The organism is Actinoallomurus sp. NPDC052308 (assembly GCF_040679195.1).
Lineage (GTDB): Bacteria > Actinomycetota > Actinomycetes > Streptosporangiales > Streptosporangiaceae > Actinoallomurus > Actinoallomurus liliacearum.
In genome coordinates this window covers 18,453-32,688 of record NZ_JBFAUM010000005.1, presented here as the reverse complement: position 1 = coordinate 32,688, position 14,236 = coordinate 18,453, and the positions used below count along the sequence as shown (strand labels likewise).

The window sequence follows — 14,236 nt, the reverse complement described above, 5'->3', positions numbered from 1 at the left end:
GCGGGCGGATCCGGGGGTCGGGCAGCGTCCTGGCGAGGGGGCCCGCCTTCCGGCCCCCGGATCCTTGCGAGGCATCAAACGGGTATCGCTGTGTTGTATTCGCTGGCACCTCCCTCACTTGTCGACATCGGTGTCCTGAGGCGGCCGGTGCGTCCGCAGTTCGAACCAGACGGTCTTCCCGGTCGCGGTACGCGCGGCTCCCCAGCGGCTGGACAGCATGCCGACCAGGTGAAGCCCGCGCCCGCCCTCGTCGATCTCGTCGACCGGGCGCACCCGGGCGATCGACTCGGCGGCCTCATCGTGCACTTCGAACCGCAGCGTGCCCTCCTCCGCGTGCACGGTCAGGTCGATCTGTCCCTTTCCGTGGCGTACGGCGTTGGTGACGAGCTCGCTGACCAGCAGTTCGGCGGTGTCACGATGGTGGCCGAGGCCCCAGTGCTCCAGTTGCTCGCCGGCGAGCCGGCGGGCCGGTGGAACCGCGGCGGTCGAAGGGGGGAGCGGCCATGAGGCGGTGCCGCCCTGACCGCTCCCCGGTCCCTTGGGAGGACGGGTGGGCTCACCACGGCGGACGGCGGCAATGGGCCCATGCCGCCGGTGGACGCCTCCGCTCCCAGGGGCGAGTGCGACCGACGGCAACGAGGGCTGCCGCCGCTGCACACCCGCAGGGGTCGTCATGGGGGTGCTGGTGAGAACGGGCCGATTCATGTCGCCCACTCCTCGTGGAGGGGCCGGTCCCGTCCCGGATGGGGGATCACGTACCTGACCGCGTCTGCGGGCGGGCACGTGGGCTGCCGCTGACACATCGTTCTCGTACCTTTGATCGTCCCTCCGGTTACCACTGAGCGGATCTGAGTGGGCTCATGACCACGAGCATGCGCCCGGGACCCCCGTCTCCGCGCCGGGACAATCCCCCGTATCGCTACGCATTCCACCCGCGTATTCCAGGTAGCCGCCCGGCCGGGGAGAAGGCGACCGGTGAGCGGGACGGCTATGCGCGGTTCCGCACCAGGGCGTTCCGGTCCAGGGTCGCGAGCACCAGGTTGGCGACCACGATCACCGCACCGACGAGGGCCAGGGCACCGTGGTCCAGCGCGTACAGAGCGGCGGTGGCGGCGCCGAACACGAGGACCTTGACGAGCAGGACGCCGGCCAGCGGCAGCCGGACCCTGGCCTTCGGCGCGGCGAAGAGCCCCCAGACCACGGCGGTGACCAGTGGAACGCCCACGCCCAGCAGGACGCTCAGGGCCACCCCGTCGCCGGCGTCGGCACCCCACCAGGCGAGCACGGCCAGTGCGGCGATCTCCAGCGCGAACGCCAGTCCCTCGTTCACCACGTGCAACGGCCGCGGCACCATCGGGCTCCTCTTCTCGGCTGCGCAAAGCGTACGGCTGGTGCTCACCGAGCGTCCGGGCAAGGGCGGGTAAACGATGGTCGACCGATCGACGAGGGCGGCTCGTCGGTGATCGAAGCCGAACCACCGCCTGTGCTGTCAATAGCAGGGTGTCATCGCTCACTCTCCCGCCGCGTCGACGGCTATCGTCGGCGCTCGCGGCCGCGCTCACCGCATCCGGTGTCCTGGCCGCGCAGCCCGTGAACGCCGCCCCGGCGGAGGCCCACCCCCGGCTCTCGGTGGTTCCCGCCTGCGGTGCCCCCACCGGCGACCGCATGTCCTGCCTGGCCCTCGTACGCGCCGACGTCGCGCCGCAGCAGGGCATGCTGAAGTCCGCGCCCCCGGCCGGTCTCGGGCCGGCCGACCTGCAGCACGCGTACGGCCTGCCCACGGCGGCGCGCGGGAGCGGGCAGACGGTCGCCATCGTCGTGGCCTTCGACAACCCGCGGGCGGAGGCGGACCTGGCCACCTACCGGGCGCAGTACCGGCTGCCGCCCTGCACCACCGCGAACGGCTGCCTGCGGAAGGTCGACCAGAACGGCGGTACCCGGTTGCCGGCGGCCGACGTCGGCTGGGGTGAGGAGGCGGCCCTGGACCTGGACATGGTCTCGGCGGCCTGCCCGAACTGCCGGATCCTCCTCGTCGAGGCGAGCGAGCCGGACATGGAGGCGCTCGGCGCCGGCGTCAACACGGCCGCGCGCCTGGGCGCGCGCTACATTTCCAACAGCTACGGCGGCCGGGAGGACGCCTCGACCACCCGCTACGACACCGCGTACTTCACTCACCCCGGGGTCGCGATCACGGCCGCGTCGGGGGACAGCGGGTACGGCACCATGTACCCGGCGACCTCACCGCGGGTCACGGCGGTCGGCGGAACCGCGCTGCGCCGGTCGGGCGGGCCGCGCGGGTGGACGGAGGTCGCCTGGAGCGGCGCGGGGTCCGGCTGTTCCGCGTTCACCGCCAAACCGGGCCGGCAGCGGGACACCGGCTGCGAGCGGCGGACGATCACCGACGTGTCCGCCGTCGCCGATCCGGCCACGGGCGTGGCGGTCTACGACACGTACGGCGTCGGCGGCTGGCTGGTCGTCGGCGGCACGAGCGCCTCCGCTCCGATCATCGCCGCGGCGTACGCGCTGGCCGGGCCGCCGCCCGCGGACAGTGACCCGGCGTCCTTCCCGTACGGGCGCACGGGCGCGCTCCACGACGTGACGTCCGGCAGCAACGGCTCGTGCACCCCGGAGTACCTGTGCACGGCGGGGCCCGGCTACGACGGCCCCACGGGCCTGGGCACCCCGAACGGCGTCACGGCCTTCCAGGCCGGGTGAGCGAGGGCCGCCGAACGAATCGGCGGCCCGGACCCCATCCCGACTGGTCGCTGTTCGACACGCGGCCGGAACTACCGCCGCCCGTGCCGGAACTCGCCGCGTCCGTGGCGGAACTCGCCGCGTCCGTGGCGGTGGTGCCGGTAGTGGTGCCGGTGATGGCGGTGGTGCCGGTAGTGGTGCCGGTGATGGCGGTGGTGCCGATAGTGGTGCCGGTGATGGCGTCGATGGTGGTCGGACGCGGACACATGGCCGGCGTTGCTCTGCGCCATCGCCACGATCTGGCTGTGAGCGGACGCCATCGCGCCGCTCTGTGCGCTCGCGGGCGACGCCAGCATCAGCGCGCCGGCGGTGGCGGCGGTGGCGAGGCCGGAAGCGACCCACGCTTTCCTCAACACGTTGAGCCTCCTTTTACCAAAAGCGCATGACGTTCTGAGGTGACGACCGTCTTGATCGCATTTGCGGGAGGCCTACACCAGCCATTATTGCTACCTGACCTGAATACAACACAATGAGCCGGTAACGTCTTTTTAGATCGCTACTCCGATAGGTTCCGCCGATCGGCGTCGGCTCGCGACAGGTCGAGGGCACAGGCGCCGCCTGTGCCCTCGAATCGATCGAGTGGTATGGCTTTTACTCGCTGCCCACGACGCCGGACATATCGCCGGTGCCGACCCGGCCGTGCTACTCCATGCCGACCTGGCCGTGCTCCTCCATGCCGGTCCGGCCACGCTCGTGCATGCCGGTCCGGCCGTGTTCGTGCGTCCCGACCCGCGTCCGCTCGGTGGTGCCGCGTTCGCGGGGGATCTCTTCCCGGCCGCGCTCCCGGCCGTACTCCCGGCCCTGCTCTCGTCCGTGCTCATGGCCGTACTCCCGGCCGCGCTCATGGCCGTACTCCCGGCCGTGTTCATGGCCGTACTCCCGGCCGTGGTGCTTGCGCCTCATGTGCTCCTCTCGGCGCATCTCGCGCTCGCGCTGCCTGCGCATGCGCTCACGCTCGCGGCGCCGCCGGCCGTCGTCGCCGGGCAGGGCGGAGACGAGCTCCCCGGCCGTGGCCGTGACGACCTGGCTGCCGGTCGAGGGGGCGGAACGAGTCTGGGCGTATGCGGGCGCGGCCATGAGGAGACCGCTCGCCACCGCCGCGGCCGCCAGGCCGCTAACGGACGCTTTCCTCACCACAGTCATGCCTCCTTTGGGATTGGAATGGCATAGAGCCCGAAACACGACGGCCCGGGGATCACTAAGCCAGGGGCGCCGTAATTGCCATCATCCCTCGCTAATCGGCGCACACCACTACCAACAGGTAATGAGTCTCCAAACACGGCTCCTATAGGCTCGCCCTATCGCACCCGGCGCCGGATCGTCGAGCACACCGGACCACCTGCCCTGACAGACGCTTTCGAGCGGATCGCGACCGAGCGTCAATGCCTGATCTCTCGTTTCAGGAGGAAGGCGCCGGCGGCCGGGTCAGTCGGCGCCCGAGGTTCCGCACCCGATCGATGATCTCCGGCGGGGCCTCGAGGGTGAACTCGGCACCGAGGGCCGCGATCACGGCGATGCACTGCACCACCAGATCGACGGAGTCCGCGCTGAGGCGGATCGCGCACCCGTCCGCTCCGCGGTCCTCGATCTCGCCGGGGATCGAGAAGAACCGGCCGGCGCGGACGGCGTCGGCGGGCAGCCGGACCGTCATCCGCGCGGTATGGCGGTAGGTGGCACGGGCGAGGCCGCGGGTGAGGTACGCGGCGGGATCCGGCGCCGGCAACTCGCGCGGCTCGAACCGGGCGTGCGCGGGCGTCGGCCGCTCGATCCGGTCGGCCCGGAACGTGCGCCAGTCCGCCCGCTCCGGGTCGTACGCGATGAGATACCACCATCCCCGCAGGGCGACGAGATGGTGCGGCTCGACCCGGCGGGCGCCGACCTCGTCCGCGCGGTTCCGGTAGTCGAAGGAGAGCAGCCGCCCGTCGCGGCGGCACGCCGCGATCACGGCGAGCACATCAGGGGACACGCGCGGCGCGGTGCCGTGCCGTACGGCGACGGCGGCCTCGCTCAGGGCGGCCAGGCGGGGCCGCAATCGGGCCGGCAACACCTGTTCGAGCTTGGCGAGCGCCCGCGCGGAGCTCTCCTCGATCCCGGCCACGCTGCCGTCCGCCGCCGTCACCAGGCCGAGCGCGACCGCGATGGCCTCATCGTCGTCCAGCAGCAGCGGCGGGAGGTTGCGGCCGGAGATCAGCCGGTAGCCCCCGGCCGTACCGGTCACGCCCTCCACCGGATAGTCCAGCGCGCGCAGCCGGGTGACGTCGCGGCGCAGGGTACGGTCGGTGACGCCCAGGCGTTCGGCCAGCTCGGCGCCGGACCACTCCCGTCGGCTCTGCAGCAACGCCAGCAGGCGCAGCAGCCGGCCGGGCAGATTCTTGCGCGTCTCGGTCACGATCTCAGACTGCCATCCGTTCCGGACAAGATGCGTCCGGAAGGCCTCCTACGGTGGCGGGCATGAACGAGACGACGAGTGGGGACCTCGACCACCTGCGGGACCGCGCGCACGGGCCGGTCCACCTTCCGGAGACCGACGGCTACGACGGCGAGCGCCTCGGCTACCAGCGGCTGGCACCACACCGGCCGGCGGTGATCGTCGGCGCGGCCGACGCGGAGGACGTACGAGCCGCGGTCGAGTACGCCGCGGCGCGAGGTCTGCGCGTCGCGGTCCAGGCCACGGGGCACGGACTGGGTCGCGCGCTGCGGGACGGGGTGCTGATCGGCACCCGCCGGATGTCCGAGGTCCGGGTGGATCCCGAGGCGCGTACGGCGTTCGTCGCGGCCGGGGCGACCTGGCGCGACGTCGTCGAGGCGGCGGCGCCGTACGGCCTGGCCCCGCTGTCCGGGAGCTTTCCCGGCGTCGGGGCGGTCTCGTACACGCTCGGGGGCGGCGTCGGCCTGGTGGCACGCCGGCACGGGTTCGCCGCGGACCACGTGCGCCGCTTCGACCTGGTCACGGTGGACGGACGGCTCCGTACGGTCACCGCGGCCGCCGAACCGGACCTGTTCTGGGCGCTGCGCGGCGGTGGCCGCGGCCTCGGGGTGGTCACCGGCATGGTGGTCGAACTGCTGCCCATCACCCGGCTCTTCGGCGGCGGCCTGTACTTCGACATCGCGCGGGTGCCCGATGTGTTCGAGGCCTGGCGGCGGTGGACGGAGACGGTGCCGGAGGAGCTGGCCTCGGGCCTGACGGCGCTGTGCTATCCGGACCTGCCGATGGTGCCGGAGGAGCTGCGCGGACGGCACGTGGCGCACGTCCAGATCGCCCACCTGGGCGCCGAGGCCGAGGGCCGGGAGCTGGTCGAGCCGCTGCGCGCCGTCGGTCCGCAGCTGCGGGACACGCTGCGCGACCTGCCTTATACCGAGTCGAGCATGGTCTTCGCCGAGCCGGACCGGCCGCACGCGTACCGGTCACAGAACCGCCTGCTGCGCGGGCTCGATCCGACCGCGCTCGCCTCCCTGCCGGGATCGGCAGGCCCGGCGGCCCCGATGATGTGCGTGGTCGGGCTCCGGCACCTCGGCGGGGCGCTGGCACGGCCGCCCCGCGTCGCGAACGCCGTCGGGCACCGGGAGGCCGCCTACCTGCTGAACGTCCTGTCCCTCGTCGAATCCGGCGAGGAGGACAAGGCGCGGGCGCTGCACGAGGAGGTCCTCGCGCCGTTCGCCGCCGACGCGCTCGGCCGCTCCCTCAACTTCAGCTACGGACCGCTGGAGGAGGACGAACTGCGCTCGGCGTTCGCCCCGGAGACCTACCGGCGGCTGGCCGGCCTCCGGGCCGCGTACGACCCGGACGGCCTGTTCCAGGGCTAGCCGAGCTGGACGGAGCGCTTGGCCATGCCGAGCCAGAAGCCGTCGATGACGCTGCGCTGGGTGTCCAGCTCGGCCTCGCCGGCGCCGAGGGTGACGAACAGCGGCGCGAAGTGCTCCGTGCGCGGGTGGGCGAGCCGGCCGGCCGGCGCCCGGTGCTCGAAGTCGAGCAGCGCGTCGAGGTCGCCGGCCGCGAGCGTCTCCCGTCCCCACGCGTCGAACTCCTTGGACCAGCCGGGCGCGTTCGCGGGGTCCGGGTCCATGCTGAGGGCGCGCAGGTTGTGGGTGAAGAAGCCGCTTCCGACGATCAGCACGCCCTCGTCGCGCAGCGGCGCGAGGCGGCGGCCGAGGGCCAGCAGCCGTTCCGGGTCCAGCGTCGGCATGGAGATCTGCAGGACCGGGACGTCGGCGTCCGGGTACATCTCCACCAGCGGGACGTACGCGCCGTGGTCCAGGCCGCGCTCGGGGTCCTCGTGGACCGGGCCGCCGACGAGCTTGCGCACCTTGGCGGCGAGCTCCGGCGCGCCCGGCGCGGGGTAGGTGACCTGGTAGTAGTGCTCGGGGAAACCCCAGAAGTCGTACGTCAGCGGCACCGGACGAGTGGCGCCGATGGCGAGCGGCGCCGACTCCCAGTGCGCCGAGACGACGAGGATCGCCTCGGGGCGCGGCAGGTCGGCCGACCAGGCGGCGAGCTGGCCGGGCCAGATCGCGTCGTCCGCGAGCGGCGGTGCGCCGTGGCTGAGGTAGATCACCGGCATCCGTTCGGACATCGTGACCCTCCAGATGATCGACCCAATGATTGAAAGCTCAACTTACGAACCCAGCCTACCCGATTTAGTTGAACTCTCAAGTTCTTTCGTCCAAGTGATGGTGAAGAACCCGACAGGGACGGAGCCGTTCCCTGACCTGAGAGGCCGACTTCGCTACCGTCGCGGTCAGCGAACGCGTCACCTGGGACGGAAGGAGCCCGACGTGCGAGTCTTGGTGATCGGTGCCGGCGTCATCGGCGCCGCCGTCGCCGCCGGGCTGACCCGCCGAGGCGCATGGGTGACCGTCCTCGAACAGCGCTTCCCGGGCGCCGGCACCACCGGCACGTCCTTCGCCTGGGTCAACGCCAACGACAAGGACCCCGAGGACTACTTCGCGCTGAACCACACGGCGGTCCACGCCTACCACGCCCTGGGCGGAGAGGGCTTCGTCCCCACCGGGCACCTCGAGTGGGCGAACGGCGAGACCCGCCGCCTCGAGCTCAGCGCCCGCGTCGAGCGGCTGCGCGACCGCGAGTACGCGGCCGAGCGGATCACCGCCCGGCGCGCCGCCGAGCTCGAACCCGACCTGGCCGCCCAGCCCGACGACACGGACTACGTCTTCTTCCCGGAGGAAGGGCACGTGATCCCGGCCGTGCTCCTCGCCCGCCTCCTCGGCGAGGCGCGCGACCGGGGTGCCCGCGTGGAGACCGGCGCCGCCGTCCGCGAGATCACGTCGGGCCGGGGCGGGGTGAGCGTCACGCTGGCCGACGGCGGCGTCCGCGCCGCCGACATCCTGGTCTGCTGCGCCGGCCGGTGGACGGGCGGGCTCGTCGACGTCCCCGTGCTCGACCCACGGGTCTCGGGCACGGTCACGAACGGATTCCTCGTCACGACCACGCCGGTCCCCGTCCGGCTGGGGCGCGTGCTCACGAGCGACCGCCTGAACGTCCGCCCCGACGGCGGCGGCCGCCTGCTCCTCCAGGCGCTCGACCTCGACGAGGCCGCCGACCCCGAGACGCCGCCGCCGGACGACGTCGGCGCGGAGATGCTCGCCCGGCTGCCCGAGGCCCTGTCCGCGACGGAGGGCGCGCGGGTCGAGCGGACCCGCGTGGGGCAGCGCGCCATGCCCGCCGACCGCCGCACCGTCGCCGGGTTCACGGACGCCGCCTCTCGGGTGTACACCGTCGTGACGCACAGCGGGATCACGCTCGCGCCGCTGCTCGGCGACCTGGTGGCCGGGGAGGTGTACGGCAAGGAGTCGGCGCTGCTCCGGCCGTTCCGCCCGGCGCGGTTCACCGTTCCGGCGCCCGCCCCGGCCGCGGAGCCCGAATGCCCGGCGCGAGACCGGGGATAGCAGCACCCATGGGGCACGCCCGGCTGGAGTTCGCCGCCGAACTCCGTTTCTTCCTCGCACCCGCCGCCCGCGGCGGTACGGTCCTCGCCCCGCTCGACGGAACCTCCTCCCTCGGGCACGTGGTCGAGTCCGTCGGCGTCCCGCTGCCCGAGGTGGGCGACCTGCTCGTCGCCGACCGGCCGGTGCCGCCGTCGTACCGGCCACGGGACGGGGACGTGATCCAGGTGCGGGCCGTAAACCGCCCGCAGCGCCTGCCCGCGGGGCCGCCCCGCTTCACCCTCGACGTCCACCTCGGGAAGCTGGCCCGGCGGCTGCGGCTCGTCGGGGTGGACACGGACTACCACAACGACATCGACGACGACGCCCTGGTCGAGCTGGCCGACCGCGAGCATCGGATCCTGCTGACGCAGGACCGCGGCCTGCTCCGCCGCCGGCGGCTGTGGTTCGGGGCATACGTGCGCGGCGCCCGGCCGGAGGAGCAGTTCCGCGACGTCCTGGACCGGTTCGCGCCACCGCTCGCCCCGTGGACCCGGTGCACCGCCTGCAACGGCCTGCTGGCGCCGGTCGCCAAGGAGATCATCGAGCACCTCCTCCAGCCGGGCACCCGGCGCAGTTACGACGGCTACGCGCAGTGCCGGGAGTGCGGCCGCCTCTACTGGAAGGGTGCCCATCACCGCCGGCTGCAGGCGATCGTGGACGCCGCTCTCAGCTCCTCGTGATCAGCCGATGTCGCGGCGGCGGAGGCCCGCGAGGCCGGCGGCGGTGACCGCGGTCGCGACGGCGGTGAGCGCGAGGATCGGCGTCGCCGTCAGCTCCGCGCCGGGCAGCTTGGGCACGTGCGTGAACGGCGACAGGTCCATCACCGCCTGGCCGAGCTTGAGGACCGGCCCCAGCTGGCCGAGGAGCAGGAAGACGCCGAGCACGCCCCAGGCGGCCGGCGCGAACCGGGGCGCCGCGCCGAACAGCAGCACCGCGATCGCGGCCGCCACCCACGCGGCGGGCGCCTGCACCACCGCCGCGCCCAGCAGACGGGGCACCTGGGTGCCGAGGTCGTGCGTGCGCAGCCCGTGGGCCAGCCCCGCCGCCAGGCCGGCGACGCCGAGCAGCACGACCGGCCCCACCGCCGCGAACAGCAGGTGGCCGATCGACCACCGCAGCCGGCGGACCCTCGTCGCCAGGAGCGGTTCGAGGCGCTGCGCGGTCTCCTCGGTGCGCATCCGCAGCACCACCTGCACGGCGTACGCCGCGGCGATCAGCCCGAGGACGCCCATGACCGTGCCGACGTAGGAGTCCTCCAGGCCACGCTGCCCGCCCATCTTGGTGAGCAGGTCCTGCGTGCCGGAACTGTTCTTGAGCAGGTCCCCGAGGCCCTTGAGGACGGCGCCGATCGCCGCGCCGTACACGGCGAACCCGGCCAGCCAGCCGAGCAGCGCGCCCCGGTGCAGCCGCCACGCGAGGGCCAGCGGACTGCGCAGGTACGGGGCCGCGTCGGCCGGGCCCGGCCGGGCCGGCAGCAGACCGGCGCCCAGGTCCCTGTGCTCGACCAGCGCGTACGCCGCGAACACCACCGCGACCGCGACGACCGCTCCGAGGCCGATGACCCACCACCGCTCCGCGCCGTAGGGCCGGACCTGCTGCGCCCAGCCGATCGGCGACAGCCACGTCAGCCAGGAGACGCGGCCGGCGTCCCCCACCGCGCGCAGCAGGTAGGCGACGCCGACGACGGCGAGCGCGATGCCCCGCGCCGCCTGGGCCGTCTCGGCGAGTTGGGCGGTCACGCCCGCGACGGCGGTGAAGCACAGACCCGGGACCGTCCAGGCGAGCCCGGTCGCGAGCGAGCCCGCCACCGGCAGGCCGAAGGCGATCAACGCGATGGTCGAGACGAGGGCGAGCGCGAGGTTCGCGACCACCCCGACGAGCAGGCCGGCGGTCAGCGGCGCCCGGCGGCCGACCGCGCCCGCGCCGACCAGTTCGAGGCGGCCCGCCTCCTCGTCGCCCCGCGTGTGCCTGACCACCAGCAGAACGCTCATCACGCCGACGAGCGCGCCGCCGGTGGCCGCCATCCGCCAGGCGGTGATGCCGCCGACCGAGCCGGCGACGTGGATCCGGCCGTACATGGCGACCGTCGCGCCGTTGCCGTTGATGCCGGAGACGAAGTCGCGCAGCGACGCGGGCGTGTCGTACAGCTTCTTGAAGCCGTACGCGGTGCTGCCCAGGTACGCGACGAGGGCGTAGACCCAGACGGCGAGCATGATGCGGCTGCGCCGCAGACCGAGCTTGAGCAACTGCCCGGTGCCGGCGAGAGCGTTCATCGGGCCATCCCCGCGGGCGCCTCGTCCTCGTAGTGGCGGAGGAACAGCTGCTCCAGGGTCGGCGGAGTGCTCGTGAGGCTGCGGACGCCGGCCCGGGTGAGGTGCTTCAGCACCTCGTCGAGCTTGTCGGTGTCGACCTCGAGCCGGACGCGGGTGCCCTGGACGTCGGGGTCGTGCACGCCGGGCAGGGTCGCCAGCCCGTCGGGCGGGCTCGCCAGCTCGGCCGTGATCGACGTGCGGGTCAGGTGCCGCAGCTCGGCGAGCGTGCCGCTCTCGACGGTGCGGCCCCGGCGGATGATGCTCACCCGGTCGCAGAGCGCCTCGACCTCGGACAGGATGTGGCTGGACAGCAGCACCGTACGGCCGCGCTCGCGCTCCTCCTCGACGCACCGCTGGAAGACCTCCTCCATGAGCGGGTCGAGGCCGGAGGTCGGCTCGTCGAGGATCAGGAGCTCGACGTCGGAGGCGAAGGCCGCGACGAGGGCGACCTTCTGCCGGTTGCCCTTGGAGTACGCCCGGCCCTTCTTCTTCGGGTCCAGCTCGAACCGCTCCAGCAGCTCGGCCTTGCGGTCCGGGTCGTGGCCGCCACGCAGCCGGCCGAGCAGGTCGATGACCTCACCGCCCGTGAGGTTCGGCCAGAGGACGACGTCGCCGGGGACGTACGCGAGCCGGCGGTGCAGCGCGGTGACGTCGCGCCACGGGTCACCGCCCAGCAGCCGCGCCGTCCCCGTGTCGGCCCGCAGGAGGCCGAGCAGGACGCGGATGGTCGTCGACTTGCCCGCGCCGTTCGGGCCCAGGAAGCCGTGCACCTCACCGGAGCGGACGGTCAGGTCGAGGCCGTCCAGCGCACGCGTCCGGCCGAAGGTCTTCACGAGGCCGGACACGGTTATCGCGTCTGTCATACCTTCAGAACGTACACTACTTTCACAAAATCGTGAATAGAATGAATCTTCGATAAGCTGGTCACGGACCGAGAGGAGTGAGAGCGCGTGGCCGAGCGGGACCCCGAAACCGTGCGCCGGTTCATCGAGCGGTTCGCCTCGGACCTGGTGGAGGCGGGTGTGCCGCGCATGCCCGCGCGCGTCTTCGCGGCGCTCCTCGGCTCCGACTCCGGTCGCCTCACCGCCGCCGAGCTCTCCGAAACGCTTCAGGTGAGCCCCGCGGCGATCTCGGGCGCGGTGCGCTACCTCTCCCAGGTCCGCATGCTCCGACGGGAGCGCGAGCCCGGGTCCCGCCGCGACGTCTACGTCTCGGACGCCGACATCTGGTTCGAGGCGATCCTCAACCGCGACCGGATCATCCCCCGCTGGCAGAAGAGCATCCGCGAGGGCGTCGAGGCGCTGGGCCCCGACACCCCCGCCGGCGAACGACTCGCCGAGACGCTGGCGTTCTTCGACTACATCCACGAGGAACTCCCGAAGTTCCTCGCCGAATGGCAGAAGCGCAAGGCCGAGATACGGGCCGCCCGCGAGAGCTGATCAGCAGGTGGAGATGGGGCCGCCGTTCACGTCGCGGGCCTCGTCGTTGCCCCAGCGGGACAGGTAGTAGGCCGAGACGTACGCGCCGCGGCCGTTCTTGCCGGGGTACGTACGGTCGAGGTCGGTGCGCAGCCACCAGTGGTTGTACTGCCCGCCGCCGCCGACCTGCGCGCCCCACACCTTGCAGTAGACGTAGTTGTTCCCCTTGTTCAGCACGCCCTGGGCGTCGCCGGTGTTCGGCTCCCGGTAGCCGACGGCGTCGGCGAAGGTGTTCACCCAGTACTTCACCTGGCCGGGCTGTCCCCCGCCGCCACCGCTGCCGTTGACCCGGACGGCGCCGGCGTAGTCGCCGCCGAGGCGGACCGGCGTCATCCGGACATGCGTCCCGGACTGAAAGGCCTCGACCATCTGACCGGCCCCGGCGTAGATGGCGACGTGGTGCACCCACCCGCGCCCCCAGAACAGCAGGTCGCCGGGGAGAAGAGGGCCGGTGCCCTGCGCAGGGGAGAATCGCGCGACGGCCTGCCCGGTATGGAATTGATTGTCGGCGGTGCCGTTGAGAATGTCGCGGCCGGTCGCCCGGTAATAGGCGTATCGCACCAATCCCGAGCAGTCGAATCCGAGCTTTTTCCCGTCGTCCTTGCTGGCCGGATCCTGCCCGTCGTAATGGCCGTACGTCGCGCCGGGAACGGGACCGTGGCCGCCGCCCCAGCTGTACCAGACACCGAGCTGCGAGCACGCCGCCCGCACCGCCTGCTGCGCCACCGGAGACGCCCCCGGCTGCAGAACGTCGCACCCGGCGACGGCCCGTACGGCCGGGCGGGCCGCCGCCCCGGCCGCCGGTCCGGTGGTCGCCGCGACCCCGACGACGATTCCCGCCATTCCGACGAACCCGGCGATATTCCGAATGGACATCTGAGCGCCCCGCTTCCCCATCGCTGATTCTCCGCTCGCGCTCATTCCCCGCGGTTGAATCAGCGAATCCCGGACCGTCGGTTCGCCCGAGCACCATTCCAGGAGTGGTCAGCGGGGGGTGAGGAGGCAGAACTCGTTGCCTTCGGGGTCGGCGAGGACCCTCCAGTGGAGGTCGGACTGGTCGATACCGGGGTCGGTGGCGCCCAGGGCGCGCAGGCGGGCCTCCTCCGCCGCCATGTCGTCGCCGGGGTAGGGACGGATGTCGAGGTGGACGCGGTTCCACCCGGTCTTGGGCTCGGGGGTGCGGATGAACTCCAGGTAGGGGCCGACGGCCTTGGCGGAGCGCATGACCGCGTGGTCGTCGGTGACCTCGTGCAGGGTCCAGTCCATCGCCTCGTCCCAGAAGCGGGCCATGGCGCGCGGGTCGGCGCAGTCGACGACCACTGCGGCGATCGGGCCGGTGTCCTGGTAGACCGGCCGGGGTTCCAGGACGCAGAACTCGTTGCCCTCCGGGTCGGCCATGACCGTCCAGGGGACGTCGCCCTGGCCCACGTCGGCGGGGGTCGCGCCGAGCTCCGTGAGGCGCGCGACCAGCTCCGCCTGGTGGGCGGCCGAGGTGGTGGCCAGGTCGACGTGCACCCGGTTCTTGACCGTCTTGGGTTCCGGGCGGGTGATGAGGTCGATGCAGACGGCGGAGGGGTCGGGGTAGGCGAAGCCGACGGGTGTGAGGTTGGTGACGCCGGGTGCCTCGCTGTCGATGGCCCAGCCGAGCGCCTCCGCCCAGAACCGGCCGAGCGCGGAGTCGTCATGGGCCTTCATATTGATCTGCACCAGTCTCGTCGCCATGCCGGAGATCGTAAGGTCGCCGTCGCC

At 72.7% G+C, this 14,236-nt stretch carries 15 protein-coding genes; 5 read left to right on the top strand and 10 right to left on the bottom strand.

Annotated features, from left to right (window positions below):
- Positions 1 to 114: 114 nt before the first annotated feature.
- On the bottom strand, positions 115 to 705 hold the full coding sequence (locus AB0L00_RS17220; RefSeq protein ID WP_364434576.1) for an ATP-binding protein: 591 nt from the start codon (positions 703 to 705) through the stop codon (positions 115 to 117).
- Between the two features lie 283 nt (positions 706 to 988).
- On the bottom strand, positions 989 to 1,354 hold the full coding sequence (locus tag AB0L00_RS17215; protein WP_364434573.1) for a YrdB family protein: 366 nt from the start codon (positions 1,352 to 1,354) through the stop codon (positions 989 to 991).
- A gap of 146 nt (positions 1,355 to 1,500) precedes the next feature.
- On the opposite strand from AB0L00_RS17215, the gene AB0L00_RS17210 reads away from it, so the two are divergent.
- Positions 1,501 to 2,715 carry a S8 family serine peptidase gene (locus AB0L00_RS17210; protein WP_364434571.1) on the top strand — a complete coding sequence of 405 codons (1,215 nt, stop codon included), beginning with the start codon at positions 1,501 to 1,503 and terminating at the stop codon, positions 2,713 to 2,715.
- 71 nt (positions 2,716 to 2,786) lie between these two features.
- Here the strand turns inward: AB0L00_RS17210 and AB0L00_RS17205 are convergent, their stop codons facing one another.
- The 3 genes from AB0L00_RS17205 to AB0L00_RS17195 form a co-directional block, all read right to left on the bottom strand.
- Positions 2,787 to 3,110 (bottom strand): hypothetical protein, encoded by a 324-nt coding sequence (locus tag AB0L00_RS17205; RefSeq protein ID WP_364434570.1) that lies wholly within the window; start codon positions 3,108 to 3,110, stop codon positions 2,787 to 2,789.
- 286 nt (positions 3,111 to 3,396) lie between these two features.
- Positions 3,397 to 3,888 carry a hypothetical protein gene (locus AB0L00_RS17200; RefSeq protein WP_364434568.1) on the bottom strand — a complete coding sequence of 164 codons (492 nt, stop codon included), beginning with the start codon at positions 3,886 to 3,888 and terminating at the stop codon, positions 3,397 to 3,399.
- Positions 3,889 to 4,153: 265 nt separating this feature from the next.
- Complete coding sequence (locus AB0L00_RS17195) at positions 4,154 to 5,143, bottom strand: WYL domain-containing protein (RefSeq protein WP_364434565.1); 990 nt, start codon at positions 5,141 to 5,143, stop codon at positions 4,154 to 4,156.
- Positions 5,144 to 5,205: 62 nt separating this feature from the next.
- Here AB0L00_RS17195 and AB0L00_RS17190 point away from each other — a divergent pair, with 62 nt between their 5' ends.
- Positions 5,206 to 6,558, top strand: a complete 1,353-nt coding sequence (locus AB0L00_RS17190) for an FAD-binding oxidoreductase (protein WP_364434563.1) — start codon at positions 5,206 to 5,208, stop codon at positions 6,556 to 6,558.
- Here AB0L00_RS17190 and AB0L00_RS17185 read toward each other — a convergent pair.
- Entirely contained in the window at positions 6,555 to 7,325 is a 771-nt protein-coding gene (locus tag AB0L00_RS17185; protein WP_364434560.1) for a class III extradiol ring-cleavage dioxygenase, read from the bottom strand. The genes AB0L00_RS17190 and AB0L00_RS17185 overlap by 4 nt on opposite strands.
- A gap of 202 nt (positions 7,326 to 7,527) precedes the next feature.
- On the opposite strand from AB0L00_RS17185, the gene AB0L00_RS17180 reads away from it, so the two are divergent.
- Both AB0L00_RS17180 and AB0L00_RS17175 read left to right on the top strand, forming a co-directional pair.
- Entirely contained in the window at positions 7,528 to 8,658 is a 1,131-nt protein-coding gene (locus AB0L00_RS17180; protein WP_364434557.1) for an FAD-binding oxidoreductase, read from the top strand.
- A gap of 8 nt (positions 8,659 to 8,666) precedes the next feature.
- Complete coding sequence (locus AB0L00_RS17175) at positions 8,667 to 9,377, top strand: Mut7-C RNAse domain-containing protein (protein ID WP_364434555.1); 711 nt, start codon at positions 8,667 to 8,669, stop codon at positions 9,375 to 9,377.
- Here AB0L00_RS17175 and AB0L00_RS17170 read toward each other — a convergent pair whose 3' ends face one another.
- Together AB0L00_RS17170 and AB0L00_RS17165 are read right to left on the bottom strand one after the other, a co-directional pair.
- On the bottom strand, positions 9,378 to 10,970 hold the full coding sequence (locus AB0L00_RS17170) for an ABC transporter permease (RefSeq protein WP_364434552.1): 1,593 nt from the start codon (positions 10,968 to 10,970) through the stop codon (positions 9,378 to 9,380).
- Entirely contained in the window at positions 10,967 to 11,872 is a 906-nt protein-coding gene (locus AB0L00_RS17165) for an ABC transporter ATP-binding protein (protein WP_364434549.1), read from the bottom strand. The genes AB0L00_RS17170 and AB0L00_RS17165 overlap by 4 nt, the downstream gene beginning before the upstream one ends.
- 87 nt (positions 11,873 to 11,959) lie before the next feature.
- On the opposite strand from AB0L00_RS17165, the gene AB0L00_RS17160 reads away from it, so the two are divergent.
- Complete coding sequence (locus tag AB0L00_RS17160; protein WP_364434546.1) at positions 11,960 to 12,448, top strand: MarR family transcriptional regulator; 489 nt, start codon at positions 11,960 to 11,962, stop codon at positions 12,446 to 12,448.
- Here AB0L00_RS17160 and AB0L00_RS17155 read toward each other — a convergent pair whose 3' ends face one another.
- Together AB0L00_RS17155 and AB0L00_RS17150 are read right to left on the bottom strand one after the other, a co-directional pair.
- On the bottom strand, positions 12,449 to 13,363 hold the full coding sequence (locus AB0L00_RS17155) for a C40 family peptidase (RefSeq protein WP_364434543.1): 915 nt from the start codon (positions 13,361 to 13,363) through the stop codon (positions 12,449 to 12,451). It abuts the gene before it with no gap.
- 108 nt (positions 13,364 to 13,471) lie between these two features.
- Positions 13,472 to 14,209 carry a VOC family protein gene (locus AB0L00_RS17150; protein ID WP_364434540.1) on the bottom strand — a complete coding sequence of 246 codons (738 nt, stop codon included), beginning with the start codon at positions 14,207 to 14,209 and terminating at the stop codon, positions 13,472 to 13,474.
- Between the last annotated feature and the right edge of the window lie 27 nt (positions 14,210 to 14,236).

Bases quoted from the DNA above. Each gene is read 5' to 3' on its own strand.
- AB0L00_RS17190 (WP_364434563.1), top strand. From the start codon at position 5,206: ATGAACGAGACGACGAGTGGGGACCTCGACCACCTGCGGGACCGCGCG.
- AB0L00_RS17165 (WP_364434549.1), bottom strand. From the start codon at position 11,872: ATGACAGACGCGATAACCGTGTCCGGCCTCGTGAAGACCTTCGGCCGG.
- AB0L00_RS17175 (WP_364434555.1), top strand. From the start codon at position 8,667: ATGGGGCACGCCCGGCTGGAGTTCGCCGCCGAACTCCGTTTCTTCCTC.
- AB0L00_RS17215 (WP_364434573.1), bottom strand. From the start codon at position 1,354: ATGGTGCCGCGGCCGTTGCACGTGGTGAACGAGGGACTGGCGTTCGCG.
- AB0L00_RS17185 (WP_364434560.1), bottom strand. From the start codon at position 7,325: ATGTCCGAACGGATGCCGGTGATCTACCTCAGCCACGGCGCACCGCCG.
- AB0L00_RS17220 (WP_364434576.1), bottom strand. From the start codon at position 705: ATGAATCGGCCCGTTCTCACCAGCACCCCCATGACGACCCCTGCGGGT.
- AB0L00_RS17150 (WP_364434540.1), bottom strand. From the start codon at position 14,209: ATGGCGACGAGACTGGTGCAGATCAATATGAAGGCCCATGACGACTCC.
- AB0L00_RS17155 (WP_364434543.1), bottom strand. From the start codon at position 13,363: ATGTCCATTCGGAATATCGCCGGGTTCGTCGGAATGGCGGGAATCGTC.
- AB0L00_RS17170 (WP_364434552.1), bottom strand. From the start codon at position 10,970: ATGAACGCTCTCGCCGGCACCGGGCAGTTGCTCAAGCTCGGTCTGCGG.